The following is a 21,840-nucleotide window of genomic DNA, read 5'->3' on the forward strand; positions in this document are numbered from 1 at the left end:
AGATCGGCAGAGGAATCACGGGCCCCCAGCCGGGGCCCTCACATCTGGAGGAAGCATGAAGATCCAGTCTCCGCTGCGCTCGGCCGTGCTGACCGGCGCCGGCCTGGTCATGGCCGCCGGCCTGGCCGCGTTCGCTCCCGCCGCCTCGGCGGGCGCGGCGGAAACGGTCGCGACCCAGGCGCATCCCCGCCCGTGCCCGTACGGGACGTACTGGGACCGCTACCTGCACAGATGCGTCCGTGACCACGACCACCAGGGCCACGGCCACGGCCACGACCACGGCCATCACGGTCACGAGCACGGCCATCACCACGGTGACCACGGCCACTACGGCCAGCACGGCCAGCACGGCCAGCACGGCCAGCACGGCCAGGGCCGCTAGCGCGCACTGAGGAGGGCCGGCCGTCCCACCGGAATCGGATGGGACGACCGGCCCTTCTCTCTCCCCCCGGCTCGGCCCCTCCGGACAGCCGGTCAGGTGAGGTCGCGGGCCAGGCGGGTTGCGCCGATCCCCATGTAGGTGCCGGTCAGTGCGGTGAGCGACACCGCGGCATGGCGCGGGACGTCGCCGCGGGCCAGGCGCGCGACGCCGTGGACGGTGTCGAGCGTGTCGACCAGCAGCGCCAGCCGCTGCCAGCGGGACCGCTCCGCCGGCGGCGCGGTCAGGTAGCCGAGACCCAGCGCGATCGCCCGCGCGCCGAAGATCTGGATCATGTAGCCGAGCTCCGGCGTCGGGCGCACCCCGTACGCGCGGGTCAGCGCGTGCGGCGCCGCGATCGCCGCCGCGCCGAGCACCACCCGGCCCGCCGCGAGACCGCGCAGCGCCACCGCGAGTGCGCCGCCGTCCGCCGTATCGTCCGCCTTGTCCGGGGACGTGCCGGCCCGTTCGTCGTCGATCATGCTTCCTCCGCGAGTGTTCACGGCGCTTATGCTGGCCCGCATGGCCGCACCGGCACTTCCACGAACGTGCGCTCCCGTGCGGTTGTGGGTCCGGCTCGGGCACGTCGTCTACCTCGGCCCGTCCCTCGGCCTCGGGCCCCATTCCACCGCCGTGGCCTGCCTGGGCGTCGGGCTGGACGCGCCGTTCACCGTCCGCGCCGACGGGCTGCCCGGCCTGACCGCCCGCAGCTTCCTGTTCCGCGCCCGGGTCCGGCACGAGGTCCGCGACACCGCCGGACGGATGCTGTTCTGCTTCTTCGACCCGACGTCCGCGCGGATGGCCCGGTGCCTGGGCGGGATGCGGCGCGACACCGGCGGGTTCCGCAGCGACCACCACCGCGAGGCCGACCTGATCGACCTTGCCACCCGCGACGAGCTGGACGTCGAACGGCTGCTGGCGGCGGCGAGCATCCCCGTGCCGCACGTCCGCGACCCGCGCATCGTGCGCGCGGCGGCCCGGATCCGGGACGACCCGGCGCGCCCGCAGCGCGCCGAGGCCGCCGCCCGCGAGGCGGGGCTGTCCCGCTCGCACTTCCTGCGGACGTTCGCCGACCAGACCGGCACCAGTTTCCGCAGGTACGTGCAGTGGGCGCGGATGCTGCGGGTGGCCGCGGCGTTCGCCGACGGCCACGACTTCACCCGCGCCGCCGCCGACGCGGGGTTCGCGTCCCCGTCCCATCTCAGCGACACGTTCCGCGGCATGTTCGGGCTCACGCCCACGGCCCTCGCCGCTCTCGATCCCGAACTGCTCCTCGACGGGGCCGGCGGGGCCGGGTGAGCCCGCGCGGGCGATGATGGCGAGGAGCGGGCACGACCTGCGCGTCCGTTATCTGCGATGATGGCCGGTCTTGCCCGCGACCATGCCGTGACCTGGAAGGACGCACCACCGTGGACGTCGAACGGACCGCCCTGCCCGGGATCGGCCTGCAACACGTCATGACGACCGGGCGGGGCCGGCAGCTCGGCATCATCTCGCACCGGTCCGGCCGCCGCGACCTCGTCGTCTACGACCGCGACGACCCCGACAGCTGCGTCGCGACGGTCGCGCTGACCGCCGAGGAGGCCAACGCGATCGCCGAGCTGCTCGGCACCGGACGGATCGTCGAGCACCTCGCCGAGCTGCACCGGCAGGTCGAGGGCCTGGTCACCGAGCAGCTCCCGATCGCGGCGGGCTCGCCCTACGTCGGCCGCCCGCTCGGCGACACGCACGCCCGCACCCGGACCAGCGCGTCCATCGTCGCGGTGGTCCGCGAGGGGCAGGTGTTCGCCAGCCCCCGGCCCGACTTCGTGTTCGCCGCCGGGGACGTGGTGGTGGTCGTCGGGACGGGCGAGGGCACGGCGGCCGTCGCCGCGATCCTCGCCGACGGCTGACCCCGCATGGAGTCGGCCGTCCAGCTCATCGAACTCGGCGCGATCATCCTGGCCTTGGGGCTGCTCGGCGCCGTGTCCCTCCGCTTCTCCATCTCCCCGATCCCGCTCTACCTGATCGCCGGCCTGGCGTTCGGATCGGGCGGCTTCTATCCGCTCACGACCAGCGAGGACTTCGTGTCCATCGGCGCCGAGGTCGGCGTCATCCTGCTGCTGTTCACGCTCGGCCTGGAGTACACCGCCGACGAACTGGTCGGCACGCTGCGCACGTCCGCGCCCGTCGGGCTCGCCGACATGGCACTGAACGCGGCGCCCGGCGTCGCGGCGGCGCTGCTGCTCGGCTGGGGACCGGTCGCCGCGGTCGCGATGGGCGGCATCACCTACGTCACCTCGTCCGGCATCACCGCCAAGGTGATCGGTGACCTCGGCTGGCTTGGCAACCGCGAGACGCCCGCGCTGCTGTCGGTGCTGGTGTTCGAGGACCTCGCGATGGCCGCCTACCTGCCCATCCTCACCGCGCTGCTCGCCGGGGCGGGGCTGGTCGGCGGGACGATCGCGCTGGCGGTCGCCGCCGCCACCATCGCGGTGATCCTGTTCGTCGCGCTGCGGCACGGCGCCTGGGTGGAACGGTTCGTCTCGTCCCCCAGCGAGGAAGTGCTCCTGCTGAAGGTGCTCGGCCTCACGCTGCTGGTCGCCGGGATCGCCCAGCAACTGCAGGTGTCCGCGGCCGTTGGAGCGTTCCTGGTCGGCATCGCGCTGTCGGGGTCGCTGGCGCACACCGCCCACAAGCTCCTGACGCCGCTGCGCGACCTGTTCGCCGCCGTGTTCTTCGTCTTCTTCGGCCTCCACACCGACCCGTCCGACCTGCCCCCGGTCCTCGGTATCGCCGCGCTGCTGGCGGCGGTCGGCATCGCCACCAAGCTCGCCACCGGCTGGTTCGCCGCGCGCCGCGCCGGAGTCGCCGCCGCCGGACGACTGCGGGCCGGCGTCGCGCTGGTCCCGCGCGGCGAGTTCAACATCGTCATCGCCGGACTCGCGGTCAGCGCCGGCACCAACGCCCGTCTCGGCCCCCTCGCCGCCGCCTACGTCCTCATCCTCGCGGTGGCCGGCCCCGTCCTGGCCCGCGGCGTCGAACCCCTGACCCGCACCCTCCGCGCTCGCCGCGCCACGCGCCGAGCCCCCACCCCCCAGACCGACGAAGACGTCCCCGTCGCGCCCGTCCCCCGCCGCGGAGCGGGCACCCGGGAGGGCTGACCGCGCAGGGCCGCACGGGCACGGCCGTCACGCCCCGTACCAGTGCCGGACGTCCTTCGACGACAGCAGACGGCCCGCCGCGACCAGCAGCGCGCCCGACGCGAGCCCCGGCGCGAAATAGACGAGCCCCGACTCGTCGAACCCGGTGACGACGGCCAGAACCCCGAAGGCGACCATGCCCCCGAGGACGACCAGGCCCAGCGCGAAGGCGGCGAACTGCACGTAGACCCACGCTTTCGGGCCGCCCCACCAGCCGCGCCCCAGCAGCGCCAGCACGGCCACGACCCAGAACACCAGCCAGAACACCGACGTCGCGTCCTGGCGGCCGGACCGTCCCGGCGACGTCATGCCCCACACCGCGACCCCGCAGACGGCCAGCCACCACGCGACGAGCGCACCGTACGCGGCGTGCACCCGCCCCGGGCGGTGCTCGGACCATGTCCTGGGCTTGGGCGGGGGCGCCTTGAACCGGCCGGACGTCAACATGCCCGTACCCTACGGCGCCGCCGGCACCGAGCGGCAGCCAACGGGCGGCGCGCGGTGCCACTTGGGCGGGCCGGGCCGGGGGACCGCGGCCCGCCACAGGCGGGCACACCCACCGCGGGGAATCAGGGGCCGAGCGCGGGCCGCTCCTCCTCATCGGCGCGGTCGGGGGCGGCGCGGTCGGGGGCGGCGAGGTCGTGGACGAAGCGGCGGTTCAGCGCGACGCGGACGCGGCCGAGGCCGGAGCGGGCCTCCGGCGGGCGGACGCCCTTGGTGTCGGGGCGGGACAGCGGCACGGCGGCGGGCGGGCGGGCGTCGGTGATCGGGGCGGTCTCCTCGGCCGGGAGGTGCCGTTCGACCTCGATGTACTCGCCGTCCGGGAGCCGCCGGATGACGCCGGTCTCCAGGCCGTGCCGGACGAGGCCGAGGTCGCGGTGCTGCAGGCCGAGGCAGATGCGGTAGGCGAAGACGTAGGCCAGGACGGGGCCGAGGATGATCGCGAACCGGAAGAACCAGGTCGTCCAGAACAGCGGGATGTCGAAGCGGTCGGCGATGACGTCGTTGCCGCCGGCGGCCCACAGCACGCCGTAGAAGACGACGCCGCCGGCGCCGATGCCGGTGCGCGCGGGGACGTCGCGGGGCCGGTCGAGCAGGTGGTGGACGCGGTGGTCGCCGGTGACCCAGCGTTCCAGGAAGGGGTAGGCGGCAAGGCCGGTGAACAGCAGGCCCGGCACGCCGAGGGCGGGGACGAGGACGTTCATCGGCACCGTGTGGCCCCAGGCGTTGATCTCCCAGGCCGGCATCATCCGCAGCGCCCCCTCCAGCCAGCCCATGTACCAGTCGGGCTGGGAGCCGGAGCTGATGGCGCCCGGGTCGTACGGGCCGAACAGCCAGATCGGGTTGATCTGGAAGAACGCCGCGAGCAGCGCGGTGACCCCGAAGACCCACAGGAAGTACGCGGTGGTCTTGCCGATGAAGACGGGGAAGAACGGGTAGCCGCGGACGGTGGTGTTGGTGCTGCCCTTGCCCGGGAACTGGGTGTGGGTCTGCCGCCAGGTCAGCACAACGGCGTGCAGCGGGATCAGCGCGAGCAGGATCCCCGGGATCAGCAGGATGTGGACGATGTAGAGGCGCGGGATGATGTCGGTGCCGGGGAACTCGCCGCCGAACACGAACATCACCAGGTACGACCCGGCGAGCGGGATCGAGGCGAGGACGCCCTCCAGGATGCGGATGCCGGTGCCGGAGAGCAGGTCGTCCGGCAGCGAGTAGCCGAACAGGCCGTTCACCATCACCAGCATGAACAGCGCGATCCCGATCAGCCAGTTCAGCTCGCGGGGCTTGCGGAACGCGCCGGTGAAGAAGTTGCGCAGCAGGTGGACGGCGATGGCCGCCATGAAGATGTCGGTCGCCCAGTGGTGGATCTGCCGCATGAGCAGCCCGCCGCGCACGTCGAAGGAGATGCGCAGGGCCGAGGCGTACGCCTCGCTCATCCGGACGCCCTTCAGCGGCCCGTACGACCCGTCGTAGACCGTCTCGTTCGCGCTCGGGACGAAGAACAGGGTGAGGAACACCCCGGTCAGCACGATGACGAGGAACGAGTACATGGCGATCTCGCCGAGCAGGAAGCTCCAGTGGTCGGGGAACGCCTTGCGGAGCGCCTTCCGCGCGAAGGCGCCGCCGCCGAAGCGCTCGTCGACGGCCCTGCCGGTGGCGGCGAGCGCCTTCGGCGGGACGCGGTCGGCCGGGGTCTCGGGCATGCGACCACCTCGCACATGCTGGTCCGTGCCCTCACTGTCGCACCGGACGGGCGGTCGGACCAGAGGTGCGCCGACTGTGGACATCTCTCGAACCGTCCGGCCGAACCTGGTCGTATCTCGACCTAGACTTTGCGCCCGGGCACGCCACGGGTCATGATTTGCCCCACACGAGTCCCATAAGTAAGTAATTACCCCGTGTGTACGGCGCGCAACGCAGGGGGACGAGCGGCGGGGAGGTTCCGTGTCGGACGACGGCTCGGCCACGTTCGGGCGCCCCTGGGCGGATCTGCCCAGGGAACTGGCGGATCACATGCGGCCGCACCTCGACGAGGTGGCCGACGACATGATCCAGGAGATCCAGACCAAGGTCCGCGAGTACGACCGCCCCGGTGACGGCTCCTACTCCGGGACGCTCCGGCAGGCCGTCGAGCGCGTCCTGCACTACTTCGTCGACCGGGTGGCCGATCCCGGCCACGAGCCCGCCTCGGTCACCGACTTCTTCCGCGCCATCGGCCGCGGCGAGGCCGGCGAGGGCCGCAGCCTGGACGCGATGCAGTCCGCGATGCGGGTCGGCGGCATGGTCGCCTGGCGGCGGATCACCGAGGGCGCCGAGGTCCAGCAGGTCTCGCCGCGCACGCTCGGCGCCGTCGGCGAGGCGCTGATGCAGTTCCAGGACGAGCTGGCCAAGGCGGCCGCCGAGGGGTTCTCGCAGGCCAAGGCCGCCGTCGCGGGGGAGATGCAGCGCCGCCGCAAGCGCCTGCTCGACCTGCTGTTCGCCGACCCGCCCGCGGCGCAGGAGGCCATCGCCGACCTCGCCGCCGCGGCGCACTGGCCGCTGCCGCGCACCATCGCCGCCGTCGCGCTCGGCCGCCCGGCCCAGGAGTCGCGGCAGCCCGCGTTCCCGCCGGACGTGCTCGCCGACCTGACCCGCCGCACCCCCAGCCTGATCATCCCCGACCCGGACGGCCCCGGCCGCGCCAAGCTCGTCGACCGCGCCCTGTCCGGCAGCCTCGCCGTCGTCGGGCCGACCGTCCCGCTGATGGAGGCGGCCCGGTCGATCCAGTGGGCGCGCAAGACGCTCTGCCTCGTCCAGCGCGGCGTGATCGAGGCCCACGACGGCGTGATCCGCAGCGTCGAGCACATGTCGACGCTGATCCTTTTCCAGGACGAGGGGCTCATCACCTCCCTCGCCGACCTGCGCCTGGCGCCGCTGTCGCACCTGCGCGCCAGCCAGCAGGACCGTCTGGCCGAGACGCTGCTGGCGTGGCTCCAGTCCGGCCGCAACGCCAACGAGGTCGCGATGCGGTTGCACGTGCACCCGCAGACCGTCCGGTACCGGCTGCGCCAGCTGGAGGAGCTGTTCGGCGACCAGCTCCTCGACCCGGACCTGCGGTTCGACCTGGAGATCGTGCTGCGCGCCCGGGCGCTGCTGGCCGACAACGCGGGCGAGCGGATCATCCCGCCGGCCCGCGAGGCGGTCGGCGACAGCGGCGAGGTCGTCAGCTTCCGCCGCACCTGACCCCCGCGACGCCCGGGGCCGCATGAGGTCAGCCGCCGAACGGGACGCCGGCGCGGAGCCGCTCGGCGGTGGCGACGCGCTCGGCGAGGCGGGTCTGCGCGTCGCACAGCAGCCACAGCTCGCCCTCGTCCAGCGCGGTGATCTCCTCCAGGCAGCCGTTGAGCAGCTGGTAGTCCGACAACGGGGTGATCCGGGTGGCCCTCAGCCCCCGCTCCGAGCGTTCGCCGTGCCAGCCGGGCATGCAGGTGATCAGCGACATCGACGCGGACTCCTTGGTCGGCCTATGGTAGGTCTACCCTAGGCCGACCGGCAGCGCTCCCGCGCCGAGTTCGGCACAATGCCTGCGAGGCCTCCCGGCAGGCAGCAGAGAAGGATCCGGTATGCCGCGTCCCCCCACCAAGGCCCAGGCGATCACCAGCGCGCTGGCCGCCCGCATCGTCGAGGGCGAGCTGGAGGCGGGCGCCTGGCTGCCGTCCGAGCGCGACCTCGCCCGCGAGTTCGGCGCCGACCGCTCGACGGTCCGGCGCGCGCTGCGGATGCTCGCCGAGCAGGGGCTGGTCGAGCCGCGGCAGGGCGCCGGCGTCCAGGTCCGGACGGCCCCGCCGGTGCGGCGCGCCGCGTCCGACATCACCCGGCAGGTCGGCGCCTGGCGCGGCTTCCACGTGTCCGCGCAGAAAGACGGCCGCCGCCCGTTCACCCGCACCACCGTCGCCGAGATCGAGGCCGGCGAGCGGCTCGCGCGGCACCTGGACGTCCCGCCGGGGACGCGGGTGCTGGAGCGGGCGCGCGTGCAGGGCGTCGAGGGCGAGCCGCCCGTGCAGACCGCCACCACCTGGGTGATCCTCGACATCGTCGACGCGATCCCCCGGCTGCGCGAGATCGACACCGGGCCGGGCGGCATCTACTCGCGGCTGGAGGAGGCGGGGCACCGCATCGCCTTCGAGGAGACCGTCACCTGCCGGCTGCCCCGCCCCGACGAGCAGGACACGCTGCGCATCGGCCCCGAGCAGCCCGTCCTCACGCTGTGGCGGCGCGGCACCGACGCCGGCGGCCGCGTCGTCGAGGTCACCCACCGCGTCGTGGTGGGCGACCGGCACGAACTCGTCTACCGCTACGGCCCGGGAGCCTGACGTGACACTGAACGAGGAGCCCGCCGTCCGCCGCGTCGGCTCGCGGGTCGTCTACGAGAACCCGTGGATGCTCGTCCGCGAGGACGAGGTCGAGCGGCTCGACGGCTCGCGCGGCATCTACGGCATCATCGAGAAACCCGACTTCGCGCTGGTCATTCCGGTCGAGGGCGACGGCTTCCACATGGTCGAGGAGTTCCGGTACCCGATCGGGAAGCGCACCTGGAGCTTCCCGCAGGGCTCGCTGCCGGACCGGCAGAGCGCCGAACCCGAGGAGCTCGCCCGCATCGAACTCGCCCAGGAGACCGGCCTGCGCGCGGGCGCCCTCACCCACCTCGGCCACCTGAACTGCTCGCACGGGACGAGCGGCCAGGGCTTCGACGTCTTCCTCGCCACCGATCTCAAGGCGGGCGAGGCCGATCGCGAGCCCGAGGAGCAGGACATGCGGCAGCGCTGGGTGTCGCGCGCCGAGTTCACCGCGATGATCCGCGACGGCCGCGTCACCGACGACTCGACGGTCGCCGCGTTCACCCTCCTCACCCTGCACGAACAGGCCTGACTCCGCCGCCGGGCAGGACGACGCGGATGCGGCAGCCCTCGGCCGTGTCCAGGACGGTGATGTCGCCGCCGTGCAGCTCCGTCGCCCAGTTCGCGATGGCGAGGCCGAGGCCCGTCCCGCCGCCGGGCGTCCCGGCCTGGCCGCCGGCCGCGCCGCGCGAGAACCGCTCGAACACCCGCGCCCGCTCCTCCGGCGGGATGCCCGGCCCCTCGTCGGCGACCTCGATGACCAGCCCGCCGGGCCCCGGGCCCGGACGCGCCGTCACCGTCACCGGACGGCCCGCCGGGCCGTGCCTCACCGCGTTGTCCAGCAGGTTCGCGACGACCTGGTGCAGCCGGTCGCGGTCGGCGGTCGCGTGCAGGCCCGGCGCGACGTCGGCCTCGAACAGCGCGTCCGGATGGCCCGCCGCGGCCTCCGCCGTCACATCGCCGACGAACGCCGCCACGTCGAGTTCGTCCAGGTCGAGCGCCGCCGCGCCCGCCTCCACCCGCGACAGGTCCAGCAGTTGCGTGACGAGCCGGCCGAGCCGCTCGGTCTGGTCGAGAGCCGACTCCAGGACGTCGGGCGTCGCGGGTGTGACGCCATCGGCGACGTTCTCCAGCACCGCCCGCAGCGCGCTGATCGGCGTCCGCAGCTCGTGCGAGACGTTCGCGACGAACTCGCGGCGCTGCCGGTCGACCTCCGCCAGGTCGGCGGCCATCCGGTTGAACGCCTGCGCCAGCTCGCCGACCTCGTCGCGCGACGTGGCCCGCACCCGCCGGCTGTAGTCGCCGCGCGCCATCGCCCGCGCCGCCGCCGTCATCTCCCGCAGCGGCGCCGTCATCCCGTGCGCGAGCAACTGGATCACCACCAGCGAGATCAGCACGCCGACCGGCATCGTCTGCCGCGCCCGGAACCCGAGCGGATACCCCCACAGCACGATCAGCACCGCCACGCACGCCGTCACGACCACGACGACGCCGAACTTCACCTTGATCGACCGGAGCGGGTCCAGTGGCCGCGGCCATCTCGTCCACAGCCTGTGGATAACCCGCGCGTCGGTGCTCACTGTGCGACCTCCAGGCTGTAGCCGACCCCGTGCACCGTGCGGATGAGCCCCTGCCCGAGCTTGCGGCGCAGCGCCTTCACATGGCTGTCGACCACCCGCGTCCCGGACGCGTCCGCCCAGTCCCACACCTGCTCCAGCAGGACGGCGCGCGTCAGCACCGCCCCCCGGTTCCGGACCAGGCACGCGAGCAGGTCGAACTCCGTCGGCGTCAGATGCACCTCGCGCCCGTCCCGCCGGACGCGCCGCGCCCGCTGATCGACCTCCACCGGACCCGCCCGCAACGGACCCTGCCCCACCGCCTCGACGCCCGGCCGCTCGACGCGCCGCAGCACCGCCCGTATCCGCGCGACCAGTTCCCGCATGCTGAACGGCTTCGTCACATAATCGTCCGCGCCGACGCCGAGCCCGACGAGCAGGTCCGTCTCGTCGTCGCGCGCCGTCAGCATCAGCACCGGAACCGCGCGCTCCGCCTGCACGCGCCGGCACACCTCCAGGCCGTCGAACCCGGGCAGCATCACGTCCAGCACGATGAGGTGCGGCTCGTACGCGCGCGCCCGCTCCACGGCGGACGGCCCGTCGGCCGCCGTCTCCACCGCGAACCCCTCGGCCGCCAGCCGGTCCGCCACCGCCCGCGCGATCGTCGGCTCGTCCTCCACCACCAGGATCCGCGTCTCGCTCACACGCCGACTCTAAGCACACCGAACGCGCACTCAGTGCCCACAATGTGCAGATCCCGTGAAGACCCGCGGGATCGTCACCACATGTGCACGGGGGCGTTGGAGCGCATGTTCTCTACGTAGCGGCGGGTCATGAGGCGGAGGGCCTCGTGGCGCGGGGCGGCGGTGGACTCCTCGATCGAGTCGACGGTGGCGATCTGCCATGCGGCGCCGGTCTGGCCGGTGACGCAGCGGCGTTCGATGATGCCGAGGAGCCGGTCGCGGCGGGCCGGGTCGACGCCCCACCGGTCGAGGCCCTCGTGAGCGAGCGGGAGCAGCTTGCGGAGGATGAGCTCGGCGGCGGGGACCTCGCCGACGCCGGGCCAGTAGAGGGTGGAGTCGAGGCCGTCGCGGGCGGCGCGGTGCAGGTTCTCCTCGGCGGTGTTGAAGGACATCCGCGTCCAGACGGGCCGGTCCTGCTCGGCGAGCATGCGGACGACGCCGTAGTAGAAGGCGCCGTTGGCGACGACGTCGGCGACGGACGGCCCGGCGGGCAGGACGCGGTTCTCGATGCGCAGGTGCGGGCGGCCCTTGACGACGGCGTAGATCGGACGGTTCCAGCGGTAGATGGTGCCGTTGTGCAGGGTGAGCTCGCCCAGCTCGGGGATGCCGCCGTCGTCGAGGACCGCCAGGGGGTCCTCGTCGTCGCACAGCGGCAGCAGTGACGGGAAGTAGCGGGTGTTCTCCTCGAACAGGTCGAAGACGGAGGTGATCCAGCGTTCGCCGAACCACACGCGGGGCCGGACGCCCTGGGTCTTCAGTTCGTCGGGGCGGGTGTCGGTGGCCTGCTCGAACAGCGTGATGCGGGTCTCCTGCCAGAGCCGGTGCCCGAACAGGAAGGGGGAGTTGGCGGCCATCGCGACCTGCGCGCCGGCCACGGCCTGGGCGGCGTTCCAGTAGGCGCCGAACTCGTCCGGGCTGACCTGCAGATGGAACTGGACGCTGGTGCAGGCGGCCTCCGGGAGGATGGTGTCGGTGTGCATGCGCAGCGGCTCGGGGCCGTCGATGGCGATGTGCATCTCCTCGCCGCGCGCGCGGAAGATCTGGTCGTTGAGCATCTTGTAGCGGGCGTTGGAGGAGAGCGTCTCCTCGCCGATGTCGCTGCGCCGCAGGGTCGGCAGCACGCCGATCATGATGAGCTCGCCGCCGACCTCGCCGGCCCGGTCCTCGGCGTGTCCGAGATGGTCGCGGACCTCGGCCTCCAGCTCGCCGGTGCCCTCGCCGCCCAGCTCGCGCGGCGGGATGTTGATCTCCAGGTTGAACTGGCCGAGCTCGGTGTCCCAGGCCGGGTCGGCGATGGCCTTCAGCACGTCGGCGTTGCGCATCAGCGGGTCGCCGAGCTCGTCGATCAGGTTGAGCTCGATCTCCAGGCCGATGTGCGGGCGTTCGAAGTCGAACTGGGACTCGCCCAGCATGCGGGCCAGTACGTCCAGGCACCGGCGGACCTTGTCGCGGTAGCGCCGGCGGTCCTCGCCGCTGATGGTGACCGAAGCCACGTCCCTGCCCATGTGTCCGTCCCTGTGCTTCGGAGGAACCCGTCATAAAACGGGATGTCCCGGCAGAGGGAGCTGAAAACCCGGCCGGTGGTTTCGGACCACGTTTAGTGACTGGCCGGTAACCTGTGTCGCCCGCCGGGGGTCCCGTGACACTCTGTGATGGACGGCGAGGCCCACCGCCGCCGCCGGGCACGGCGGCGCACCCCCCGGGCGGCGCCGCGCGACGGACGGAGCGGCCCATGCGGATGCGCCCCCGGTCGATCAGGGCCAGGGACACCCTCGTCGCCGCCGTCATCGCCGCCCTCGTCTGGGGCGTCACCGCGGTCGGCGTCGATGTCGCCGTCCGCACGATCGTCAAGTCCGACCTGCTGCGCGGCACCCAGGTCGTCGCGCGGCGGGTCAGCGGCGGCGTCCGCGACGGCACGCTGCGCGGCCCGATCCCCGACGACACCGGCGGCCGCATCCTGGTGCAGGTCGTCGAGCCGGGCGGGCGCGTACGGGCGGCCACGCCGGCGGCGGCGGGACGCCCGCCGGTCAGCGGGCTGTGGCCGTCCGCCGGGCTGCGAGTGCGCGACTACACGGAATGCCGGGGCCGCTGGCCGAACCGGCAGTGCCATGTCGCCGAGGCGATCCGCGCCACCACCGCGCCCGACTCGGTGGTGGTGTACGCGGTGGAGCCGGTGCCGTCCTACCTGGTCAACGGGCTGCTGGAGGGGGTGCTCGCGGCCGGCGTCGCGGCCCTCGCCGGGCTCGCGGCCCGGATCACCTGGCGGGTCGTCGGCCGCACCCTTGCCCCCGTCGAGGCGATCCGCGCCCAGCTCGCCGAGATCAGCGCCACCGACCTCAGCCGCCGGGTGCCCGAGCCGGCCGGCGAGGACGAGATCGCCCAGCTCGCCCGCACCGCCAACGCGACGCTCGACCGGCTGGAGTCGGCGGTCGGGCGGCAGCGCCAGTTCGCCTCGGACGCCTCGCACGAGCTGCGCACCCCGATCGCGGGGCTGCGCGCCAACCTCGAGGACGCCTCGATGCACCCCGAGGACAACGACCTGCCCGCCGTCGTGGAGCAGGCGCTGCACGACACCGACCGGCTGGAGTCCATCGTCACCGACCTGCTCCTCCTCGCCCGGATCGGGACGGGCGGGACGGTCGCGCAGGAGCCGATCGACCTGTCGGCGCTGGCCGCCGCCGAGCTCGGCCGCCGCACCTTCCAGGTGAAGATCGAGAAGGAGCTCGCGCACGGGGTGACGGTGCGCGGCGTGCGCATGCAGCTCGTCCGGCTGCTGGGCAACCTGCTGGACAACGCCGAGCGGTACACCGACCGGGTCATCGCCGTGGAGACGTTCCCCGACCACGACCACGCGCTGCTCACCGTGACCGACGACGGCGTCGGCATCGCTCCGCCGGACCGCGAGCGCGTCTTCGAGCGCTTCACCCGGCTGGACTCCGCGCGCAGCCGCGGTGCCGGAGGCACCGGCCTCGGGCTGGCCATCGCCCGCGAGATCGCGCAGGCGCACGGCGGCACGCTGCGCGTCGAGGACGACCCGCGCGGTGCCCGGTTCGTCCTCCGCCTCCCCCTCGCCCCGCCCGAGGCATGAGCCATGCCTGGGCATGAGGAAAGGGCCGTCCACCCATGGGTGAACGGCCCTTTCCGGGGTCGGCGCCCGTGCGGGGCGGGCGCCGGGGAGGAAGGCCTCAGGCGCGGACGGCCTGGATCTCAAGCTGGAGGTCGACCTTGTCACCCAGCAGGGCGCCCTCGCCCTTCAGGGGCACGTTGAACTCGATGCCCCAGTCCTTGCGGTTGATGGTGGTCCCGGCGGAGAACCCGGCGCGGGTGCCGCCCCACGGGTCCTCGGCGACGCCGTTGAACTCGACCGTCAGGGCGACCGGGCGGGTGATGCCGCGGATGGTCAGGTCGCCGTCCAGGTAGTACTCGCCGCCCTCGGCGCGCACGCCGGTGGCGTTGAAGGTCATGGTCGGGTGGTTCTCGACGTCCAGCACGTCCGCCTGGCGCACGTGCGCGTCGCGGTCGGCGTTGCGGGTGTCGATCGAGGCCATCTTGATCTCGGCGGCCGCGCTGGAGCCGGCGAGGTCGTCGGCGATCGTCACGGCGCCGGAGAACTCGGTGAACGAGCCGCGCACCTTGGTCATCAGGTGCCGGATCGTGAAGGTGACCTCGGAGTGGGTCGGGTCGATGTTCCAGGTGCCGGTGGTCAGGCCCGGGGCGACGGTGGCGATGCTCATTGACGTCTCCAGTGCGTAGGTGCTTGAAACTTCAACGACTAGGTCGAGGTTAGTTGAAAGCTCAAACACATGTCAACCGCCCCTTGTTCCCGACCGGGTGAGAGGCGTTCTGCGGCGTCGGCCCTAGGAGGCGGCGGCCTCCGGGCGGGCGCTGAGGAGCGGGTGGGTGCTGCCGTTCAGCAGGACGCGGGCGACCTGCGGGGGGTCGTCGGACATGGGGACGTGGCCGCAGCCCTCCAGCCAGACGAACCGGGCGTGCGGGAGGCGGCGCTGGGCGCGGACGGCCTGGCCGCGCAGCAGCAGGCGGTCCTTGGTGCCCCAGCCGATGGTGACGGGGACGTCCGCGCAGGCGCCGGCGAAGCGGGTGGTGCGGCCCGCGCGGAGCGTGGGTTCGAAGCCCGCGGCGTCGCGCAGGGCGCGGGCGTCGCCGGCGAGGGCCTCCGCGTCCATCAGGTCGGGACGGCCGTAGATCATGCCGAACATGGCCGTGCGGCGGCGCGGGGAGCGGGCCAGCGCGGCGAGGAGGCCGTCGGGGACGCGGGCGGCGAGCCGGGACGCGCGCAGCACCGAGGCCGCGTAGCGCAGCTCGGCGGCGTTGAAGAAGCCGGCCGGGGACAGCGCCGTCGCGGAGCTGACCAGGCCGCGGTCGGCGGCCTCCAGGGCGAACAGGCCGCCGAGGGAGTTGCCCGCGATGTGCGGCCGGTCCAGGCCGAGCTCGGCGAACGCCCCGGCGAGCACGGTGAGGGCGGAGTCGAGGGTGTAGGGGGTGCCGGCGGGCAGCGGCGGCGACTCCCCGAAGCCGGGCAGGTCGACGGCGATGACGTCGCGTTCGGCGGCGAGCAGGTCCATGACGGGGGACCAGCCCTGCCGGCGGTGGCCGATGCCGTGCAGCAGGACCAGCGGCGGGCCTTCGCCGCGGCGGTCGAAGACGATGTCCACGCGGCGAGGGTAGGCCTGAAGTTACTCGTGGGTCACTAGTGACGCTCGTCACGTGCCCGCCGGCGGGCGGCGCGGTCAGGCCTGCGTCACCTCGGCGGGCCGGCGGTGCTCCAGTGCGATGCGCAGCTGGGCGCGGCCCCGGTGGATGCGGGAGCGGACGGTGCCGAGCTTCACCCCGAGGGACGCGGAGATCTCCTCGTAGGTGAGGCCCTCGATGTCGCAGAGCACGACGGCGGCGCGATATTCGGGGGCGAGGCCGTCCAGGGCCTTCTGGATGTCGGCGTCGAGGTGGCGTTCGTCGTAGGACTGCGCGGGGCTCGGCTCGCGGCCCTGGAGCCGCTCGGCGGCGTCGTCGCCGAGCGCGTCGAAGCGGATGCGCTGCTTGCGGCGGGCGCGGTCGAGGAACAGGTTCGTCGTGATCCGGTGCAGCCAGCCCTCGAACGTGCCGGGACTGTAGGACGACAGCGAGCGGAAGACCCGGATGAACACGTCCTGGGTCAGGTCCTCGGCGTCGTGCCGGTTGCCGGTTAGGCGGTACGCCAGCCGGAACACCCTTGTGGAGTGCTCGGTGACGATCTCCTCCCATGTTGGAGGAGTCCACGCCATCGTGCCTGCGCTCACCACGACCCCCGTCTGATACGAAATCGTTACGGCCAAGCATGCCGGTACCCAGATAAGACCGGTGTAAGAAGCCCCGGCATGGCCGGATCCGGCGGCGTGTGATCGATCTCATTGGACCGGATGCCAACAGGCATTGAGCCCGTCGCCGGTCGCCGAGGATGATCGGAGGCGTCCCCACCCACCCCGACCTCCGAGGACGTGGCATGGCGCGCAGCTACAACCTGGCCGATCTTCTCGAAATCCTGGCCGCGGCGGGGCCCGAGCGCCCCGCCCTCGTCGCCGGGACGGAGCGGCGCAGCTACGCGCAGCTCGACGAGCGGGCGAGCCGGGTCGGCCACCACCTCGCCGCCGCGGGCGTGCGGGCGGGCGAGCACGTCGCGATCCTCGCCTACAACCGGGCGGAGTGGATCGAGGCGATGATCGGCGCGTTCAAGATCAGTGCGGTGCCGATCCCGGTGAACTACCGGTACGTCGCCGCCGAGCTGCACCACGTGCTGTCCGACTCCGACTCGGTCGCGCTCATCGGGGAGCGGTCGCTGCTGGAGAAGGTCGAGGAGGTCCGCGGCGACCTGCCGAAGCTGCGGCACGTCCTCGTCCTGGAGGACGGGTCGTCCGCGGACATCCCGAGCGCCGTCCGGTACGAGGAGGCGCTCGCCGGGGCCGAGGGCGGAGACGACTTCCCGGAGCGCTCCAGCGACGACCGCTACATCATGTACACCGGCGGCACCACCGGCTACCCCAAGGGCGTCGAGTGGCGCTGCGAGGACATCTTCTTCGGCGCGCTCGGCGGCGGCAACGCCCTCGGCGACCCGATCACCAGCCCCGAGGCGCTCGCGGCGAACGCCGAGCAGCCGTCGATGGCCGTGCTCGACTGCGCGCCGGTCATGCACGGCGCCGGCCAGTGGGTCGCGTTCATGGGCCTGTTCACCGGCGCGAAGGTCGTCCTGTACACCGATCACGCGTTCGACGCCGAGCGGGCGCTGGCGCTGCTCGCCGAGGAGCAGGCGAACGTGCTGATGCTGGTCGGGGACGTGATGGCGCGCCCGGTGGCGCAGGCCCTGGCGTCCGGGAAGCACGACACGTCGTCGCTGATGGCGATCGCCTCGGGCGGCGCGCCGCTCACCGAGGGCGCCAAGACGGCCCTCCAGGAGCACCTGCCGAACGTCATGTTCCTCGACAACTACGGCGCGTCCGAGACCGGCGCGTGCGGGCCGTCCGTCGACGCCAAGGAGGGCACCGCCCGGTTCATGATGAAGCCGGGCATCACCGTCCTGGACGACGACCTGAAGGTGGTCGGGCCCGGCCGGATCGGCAAGCTCGCGCGCAGCGGGCACATCCCGCTCGGCTACTACAACGACCCGAAGAAGACCGCGTCGACGTTCTTCACCGACGCGGACGGCACCCGCTGGTCCGTTCCGGGCGACTTCGCGAGCCTGGAGGAGGACGGCACGATCACCCTGCTCGGCCGCGGCTCCCTCATGATCAACACCGGTGGCGAGAAGGTGTACCCGGAGGAGGTCGAGGTCGCGCTGAAGGACCACCCGGACGTCTACGACGCGGTCGTCGTCGGCCTGCCGGACGAGCGGTTCGGGCAGCGCGTCGCCGCCGTCGTCGCGCCGCGCCCCGGCGCGGCGATCTCGCTGGACGAGCTGGCCGAGCACTGCCGGGGCCGCCTCGCCGGCTACAAACTGCCGCGCGAGCTCAAGGTGGTCGACGAAGTGCAGCGCACCGCCGTCGGAAAGTCGGACTACAAGTGGGCGAAATCCGTCTTCGCCTGATGCTTTCCCGGAAAGGCCTCCGGCGCCACCAGCGACGCGCCGGGAAGCGGTCAAGAAAGAATTGACGGCGGGCGGGCGTGCCCGGGTCCGTTCGGGCGCATAACGTCCCCATGAACGGGGACCGGCCGATACCGCTCGCACAGCGGTACCGCCTGCTCTCCGTGGTCGGCCGGGGCGGAATGGGCACGGTCTGGCGCGCCTACGACGAGATGCTCGACCGGGACGTGGCGGTCAAGCAGGTCCGCCTTCCCGGCCGCATCACCGAGACCGAGCGCAAGGCGCTGTGCCGGCGGCTGCTCGCCGAGGCGCGGGCCACCGCGGCGCTCCGGCATCCCGGCGTCGCCGCCGTCCACGACGTCCTCGTCGAGGACGGCCGCCCGTGGATCGTGATGGAGTTCCTGCCGTCGTGCTCGCTGCACCGGCTGGTCGGCGAGGGCGGCCCGCTCGGCGTGCGGCGGACGGCGCAGATCGGCGCGGCGGTGCTGTCGGTGCTGCGCGCCGCGCACGCGGCCGGCATCCTGCACCGCGACGTGAAGCCGAGCAACGTGCTGATCTGCGACGACGGCCGCGTCCTGCTCACCGACTTCGGCCTCGCCCTGCACACCGACCGGGGCCGCGGCGCCGCGCTGCAGGCCGAGACGATGGCCGCGGGCATCGAGGGGTCGCCCGCCTACCTGGCGCCCGAGCGGGTGCACGGGCGGGCGAGCGTCGAGGCGTCCGACCTGTGGTCGCTCGGCGTGACGCTCTACACCGCCGTCGAGGGGTTCTCCCCGTTCCTGCGCTGCCACGCGCTCGCGTCGATGGTCGCGGTGCTGCTCGGCGACTACGCGCCGCCCGTCCGGGCGGGCGCGCTCGCCCCGGTCATCGAGGGGCTGCTGCGCGAGCGCCCCGAGGACCGGCTGTCGGCCGAGGCGACCGCGCGGATGCTGGCGGAGGTCGCCGACGGGGAGCCGGGCGGGGCGACGGCCGCCGTCCTGGTCGCCCCGCCGGAGCGGGAGCGGCCGAAACCGCCGCGCGCCGCGCGGGTCCGGCGGGCGCTGCGGCTACCGGCGCCGCTCGGGCGGCGGCTGCGGCCCGGCGCCGTGCTCAGCGTGGCGGTGCTGGCGGTCGTCGCGGCCGGCGTGGGCACCTGGACGGCGCGGTGGAATTCCGTCGGAAAGAGCGACGCCGTGGCTTTGCGCCCGGCGGCGGGCGTCGTCACGAAAATGGTGAAGTACACCGAGGCGGGCGCCTATTCGATCCGCGTTCCGGCCGGATGGCAGAGCGAACGGCGCGACGGCGTCATGGAATGGGACGACCGGGCGTCCGGGCGCGGGCTGCGCGTCTCCCCGGCACCGGGCGCCGCGCTGGACGGGCTCCGCGCGGACGAGCGGAGAACCGTGTCCGAGCGCCTTTATCCCGGTTATCACCGGCTGCGGCTGGAGGCCGTCCCGGAACTCGGCGAGAACGCCGCGGAATGGGAGTTCGTCTGGAACGGCGGGCCTGGCGGCAGGCATGGCGGGGAGCACGTGCTGTGCAGCCGCGCCGCCGGATACGCATTCTGCTTCTCCACACCCGATTCGCATTGGACGCCGGGGCAGCGGCTCTACGACCGGATCCTCAGGACGTTCCGGCCCGACCGGAACTAGAGGTCCGGGACTAGAGGCTCTTCTGGAGGCGGAGCAGGAACTCGGCGTTCGACGAGGTGCCCTTCATCTTCTCCAGGAGCTGCTCGATGGCCTGCTGCCGCTCCAGCCCCTGCAGGGCGCGGCGCAGCCGCCAGGTGAGCGCCAGCTCCTCGGGCGACATCAGCAGCTCGTCGCGGCGGGTGCCGGACGCCTCGATGTCGACGGCGGGGAAGACCCGCCGGTCCGCGAGGCCGCGGTCGAGCTTCAGCTCCATGTTGCCGGTGCCCTTGTACTCCTCGAAGAACACGTCGTCCATCCGGGAGCCGGTCTCCACCAGCGCGGTCGCGAGGATGGTCAGCGAACCGCCGTCCTCGATGTTGCGGGCGGCGCCGAAGAACTTCTTCGGCGGGTAGATCGCGGTGGTCGCGACGCCGCCGGCGAGGATGCGGCTGCTGGAGGGCGCCGCGAGGTTGTAGGCGCGGCCCAGCCGGGTGATCGAGTCGAGCAGCATGACCACGTCGTGGCCCTGCTCGACGAGCCGCTTGGCGCGCTCGACGGCCAGCTCGGCCAGCGCGGTGTGCTCCTGCGCGGGGCGGTCGAAGGTCGAGTGGATCACCTCGCCGCGGACCGTCCGCTGCATGTCGGTGACCTCTTCGGGGCGCTCGTCGATGAGCACCATCATGAGGTGCACCTCGGGGTTGTTGGTGCTGATCGCGTTCGCGAGGGCCTGGAGCACCATCGTCTTGCCGACCTTCGGCGGCGAGACGATCAGCCCGCGCTGGCCCTTGCCGATCGGCGCGACGAGGTCGATGACGCGGGTCGCGAGCGGGCCGGTGTCGAGGCGCAGCCGGTCGTCCGGGAACAGCGGCGTCAGCTTGCCGAACTCGGGGCGGCCGGCGGCCTGCGCGGGCGGCAGCCCGTTCACCGACTCGACGGTGGCGAGCGCGCCGAACTTCTCCCGGCCGCTCTTCGGCGGGCGGGCGGTGCCGGCGACGGCGTCGCCGGGCCGCAGGTTGTACGTCTTGACCTGGGCCAACGAGACGTGGATGTCGTCGTTGCCGGGCAGGTAGCCGGACGTGCGGACGAACGCGTGCTTGTCCTGGACGGCGAGGATCCCGTGGAACGGGACCGCCGGCTGGTCGTCGGCGGCGGGCCGCCGCGACTGCTGCGCGCTCTTGCGCGCCGCCGGCACGGTGTGCGCCCTGCCTTCGGCGGGACGGCGTTCGGTGGTGAGTGTGGGAGTGGACATACGGGTCCCTTCTCAGGACGGCGCGGAAAGCGCCGCGCCCCCTGGAGTCGAACCCCGCGTACGGCGGCGGAACCCGCGGCTCGTGCGCGAGGAGAATGCGAGGAATGCAGCTCGGTTCACCGGGCTGTCGACGGCTCCCTTGCGACGGTCCGGGACGCTCGTCGGGGCGTCCGGACGGGGGATCACCGGGCGCTCAGATGGCCCGGGCGGGGAAGAAAGGCGCCTCAACCGCTCAGTGCGGGAAATCAAAGACGCTGCCTAGACAGTACAGCACCGGAGCCCGTTCGCGCATTCCCCAAGGTCACCGGAGTGCGGGTCAGCTGGCGGGGCGGCGGGCCCGGGGGAGGGTGAGGGACGACAGCGGGCGGGTCTGCAGGAGCCAGAGGGCGCCCTCGGGGTCGAAGCCGAACTCGATCTCCTGCGGGCCGCCGAACAGGGCCGTGGCGCGGGTGGCCAGCTTGACCAGCGCCCGCAGCTGCTGCCGGGTGAGCGGCTCCTCCTCCGGGGCGCCGCCGTCGCGCTCCATGCTCATGACCTTGCCGCGCCGGTTGAGGGCGTAGCGGGTGGCGGCCTGGCTGTCGCGGATCGCGCGCGGGCCGCCGGCCGCGGCCCAGACGATCACGCGGTCGCCGCGCCGGTCCAGCGGGTCGGCGCCGAACAGCACGCCGCCCGACTCCAGGTCCAGCTGGGGCTGGACGAGGATCGCGGCGGCCGCGGGCCCGGTGGCGGAGGCCACCACGCCCGTCATGGCCTTCAGGAACTCGGGCCAGCCCTTGACGTCCAGGGCGGACACGTACCGGCCCTCGACCCCCTCCGCGTGCGTGGACGAGGAGCGGACCGCGAGCGGCAGCGCGCCGTTCCGGCTGAGGCGGGCCCATGCCTTGCGCAGCTCGCCGGTGTTCCGGTAGCGCTCCCCGCTCAGGAGGCACTGCACGGGGATGACGAACCCGGGCGGCACCGGCATCCCGTGCCGCGCCGCGCGCGACAGGTCGGACGCCTTGGCCCCGGCCATGTCGGGCGCGCCGGCCAGCGGGTCGTCCAGGTTGATCGTCCAGAAGGCGTGTGCGCTCTGTTGCACCACGAGCTCCGTTTCGGGTCGGAGACCGCTCATATGTCTAGAATCCGGCGGACGTCCC

Annotated in this window: 21 protein-coding genes and 1 pseudogene; 10 read left to right on the plus strand and 12 right to left on the minus strand. The window is 73.2% G+C overall.

Annotation, left to right across the window (positions count from 1 at the left end):
• Positions 1–55 precede the first annotated feature (55 nt).
• A complete protein-coding gene (locus ABD296_RS26465; protein WP_344272502.1) occupies positions 56–382 on the plus strand; it encodes a hypothetical protein in 327 nt (108 codons plus the stop codon).
• Positions 383–474: 92 nt separating this feature from the next.
• On the opposite strand, the gene ABD296_RS26470 is transcribed toward ABD296_RS26465, so the two are convergent.
• On the minus strand, positions 475–900 hold the full coding sequence (locus ABD296_RS26470) for a hypothetical protein (protein ID WP_344272505.1): 426 nt from the start codon (positions 898–900) through the stop codon (positions 475–477).
• A 76-nt stretch (positions 901–976) separates the two neighbouring features.
• On the opposite strand from ABD296_RS26470, the gene ABD296_RS26475 reads away from it, so the two are divergent.
• The 3 genes from ABD296_RS26475 to ABD296_RS26485 all read left to right on the plus strand — a co-directional run bounded on the left by ABD296_RS26475 (position 977) and on the right by ABD296_RS26485 (position 3,561).
• Complete coding sequence (locus tag ABD296_RS26475) at positions 977–1,717, plus strand: helix-turn-helix domain-containing protein (protein WP_344272508.1); 741 nt, start codon at positions 977–979, stop codon at positions 1,715–1,717.
• 110 nt (positions 1,718–1,827) lie between these two features.
• Positions 1,828–2,310: a cation:proton antiporter regulatory subunit gene (locus ABD296_RS26480; RefSeq protein WP_344272511.1), complete on the plus strand. Its 483-nt coding sequence runs from the start codon at positions 1,828–1,830 to the stop codon at positions 2,308–2,310.
• Positions 2,311–2,316: 6 nt separating this feature from the next.
• Positions 2,317–3,561 carry a cation:proton antiporter gene (locus tag ABD296_RS26485; protein ID WP_344272514.1) on the plus strand — a complete coding sequence of 415 codons (1,245 nt, stop codon included), beginning with the start codon at positions 2,317–2,319 and terminating at the stop codon, positions 3,559–3,561.
• 27 nt (positions 3,562–3,588) lie between these two features.
• Here ABD296_RS26485 and ABD296_RS26490 read toward each other — a convergent pair whose 3' ends face one another.
• Entirely contained in the window at positions 3,589–4,047 is a 459-nt protein-coding gene (locus ABD296_RS26490) for a hypothetical protein (protein ID WP_344272517.1), read from the minus strand.
• Between the two features lie 122 nt (positions 4,048–4,169).
• Entirely contained in the window at positions 4,170–5,804 is a 1,635-nt protein-coding gene (gene qcrB / locus ABD296_RS26495) for a cytochrome bc1 complex cytochrome b subunit (protein ID WP_344272522.1), read from the minus strand.
• Positions 5,805–6,114: 310 nt separating this feature from the next.
• Between qcrB and ABD296_RS26500 the strand changes: the two genes are divergently transcribed.
• On the plus strand, positions 6,115–7,323 hold the full coding sequence (locus ABD296_RS26500) for a helix-turn-helix domain-containing protein (RefSeq protein ID WP_407061517.1): 1,209 nt from the start codon (positions 6,115–6,117) through the stop codon (positions 7,321–7,323).
• Positions 7,324–7,351: 28 nt separating this feature from the next.
• Here the strand turns inward: ABD296_RS26500 and ABD296_RS26505 are convergent, their stop codons facing one another.
• Positions 7,352–7,582, minus strand: a complete 231-nt coding sequence (locus tag ABD296_RS26505; RefSeq protein ID WP_285915706.1) for a hypothetical protein — start codon at positions 7,580–7,582, stop codon at positions 7,352–7,354.
• 121 nt (positions 7,583–7,703) lie between these two features.
• Here ABD296_RS26505 and ABD296_RS26510 point away from each other — a divergent pair, with 121 nt between their 5' ends.
• Both ABD296_RS26510 and ABD296_RS26515 read left to right on the plus strand, forming a co-directional pair.
• Complete coding sequence (locus ABD296_RS26510) at positions 7,704–8,453, plus strand: GntR family transcriptional regulator (protein ID WP_344272531.1); 750 nt, start codon at positions 7,704–7,706, stop codon at positions 8,451–8,453.
• Between the two features lies 1 nt (position 8,454).
• Positions 8,455–9,009: an NUDIX hydrolase gene (locus ABD296_RS26515; RefSeq protein ID WP_344272533.1), complete on the plus strand. Its 555-nt coding sequence runs from the start codon at positions 8,455–8,457 to the stop codon at positions 9,007–9,009.
• Here ABD296_RS26515 and ABD296_RS26520 read toward each other — a convergent pair.
• The 3 genes from ABD296_RS26520 to ABD296_RS26530 form a co-directional block, all read right to left on the minus strand.
• Positions 8,987–10,057: a HAMP domain-containing sensor histidine kinase gene (locus ABD296_RS26520; RefSeq protein WP_344272536.1), complete on the minus strand. Its 1,071-nt coding sequence runs from the start codon at positions 10,055–10,057 to the stop codon at positions 8,987–8,989. The genes ABD296_RS26515 and ABD296_RS26520 overlap by 23 nt on opposite strands.
• Positions 10,054–10,737, minus strand: coding sequence for a response regulator transcription factor (locus ABD296_RS26525; protein ID WP_344272539.1), 684 nt, complete (start codon positions 10,735–10,737; stop codon positions 10,054–10,056). The genes ABD296_RS26520 and ABD296_RS26525 overlap by 4 nt, the downstream gene beginning before the upstream one ends.
• A gap of 74 nt (positions 10,738–10,811) precedes the next feature.
• A complete protein-coding gene (locus ABD296_RS26530; protein ID WP_344272542.1) occupies positions 10,812–12,281 on the minus strand; it encodes a glutamate--cysteine ligase in 1,470 nt (489 codons plus the stop codon).
• Between the two features lie 227 nt (positions 12,282–12,508).
• Between ABD296_RS26530 and ABD296_RS26535 the strand changes: the two genes are divergently transcribed.
• Positions 12,509–13,864, plus strand: a complete 1,356-nt coding sequence (locus ABD296_RS26535; protein WP_344272545.1) for a sensor histidine kinase — start codon at positions 12,509–12,511, stop codon at positions 13,862–13,864.
• Positions 13,865–13,961: 97 nt separating this feature from the next.
• On the opposite strand, the gene ABD296_RS26540 is transcribed toward ABD296_RS26535, so the two are convergent.
• The 3 genes from ABD296_RS26540 to sigE all read right to left on the minus strand — a co-directional run bounded on the left by ABD296_RS26540 (position 13,962) and on the right by sigE (position 16,055).
• On the minus strand, positions 13,962–14,510 hold the full coding sequence (locus tag ABD296_RS26540; protein ID WP_344272548.1) for a YceI family protein: 549 nt from the start codon (positions 14,508–14,510) through the stop codon (positions 13,962–13,964).
• A 123-nt stretch (positions 14,511–14,633) separates the two neighbouring features.
• Entirely contained in the window at positions 14,634–15,449 is an 816-nt protein-coding gene (locus tag ABD296_RS26545; RefSeq protein ID WP_344272551.1) for an alpha/beta fold hydrolase, read from the minus strand.
• 75 nt (positions 15,450–15,524) lie between these two features.
• Entirely contained in the window at positions 15,525–16,055 is a 531-nt protein-coding gene (sigE, locus tag ABD296_RS26550) for an RNA polymerase sigma factor SigE (RefSeq protein WP_344272609.1), read from the minus strand.
• A gap of 218 nt (positions 16,056–16,273) precedes the next feature.
• On the opposite strand from sigE, the gene ABD296_RS26555 reads away from it, so the two are divergent.
• Both ABD296_RS26555 and ABD296_RS26560 read left to right on the plus strand, forming a co-directional pair.
• Positions 16,274–17,848, plus strand: coding sequence for an acyl-CoA synthetase (locus ABD296_RS26555; RefSeq protein ID WP_344272554.1), 1,575 nt, complete (start codon positions 16,274–16,276; stop codon positions 17,846–17,848).
• Between the two features lie 110 nt (positions 17,849–17,958).
• Positions 17,959–19,476: a serine/threonine-protein kinase gene (locus ABD296_RS26560; RefSeq protein ID WP_344272557.1), complete on the plus strand. Its 1,518-nt coding sequence runs from the start codon at positions 17,959–17,961 to the stop codon at positions 19,474–19,476.
• A 10-nt stretch (positions 19,477–19,486) separates the two neighbouring features.
• Here ABD296_RS26560 and rho read toward each other — a convergent pair.
• A pseudogene (rho, locus tag ABD296_RS26565) lies at positions 19,487–20,581 on the minus strand (transcription termination factor Rho); the annotation flags it as partial.
• Positions 20,582–21,020: 439 nt separating this feature from the next.
• The gene (locus ABD296_RS26570; protein ID WP_344272560.1) at positions 21,021–21,782 is read right to left on the minus strand and encodes a PEP/pyruvate-binding domain-containing protein; all 762 of its coding nucleotides are present in this window, start codon (positions 21,780–21,782) and stop codon (positions 21,021–21,023) included.
• Between the last annotated feature and the right edge of the window lie 58 nt (positions 21,783–21,840).

The organism is Actinomadura napierensis (assembly GCF_039529375.1).
Classification (GTDB): Bacteria; Actinomycetota; Actinomycetes; order Streptosporangiales; family Streptosporangiaceae; genus Spirillospora; species Spirillospora napierensis.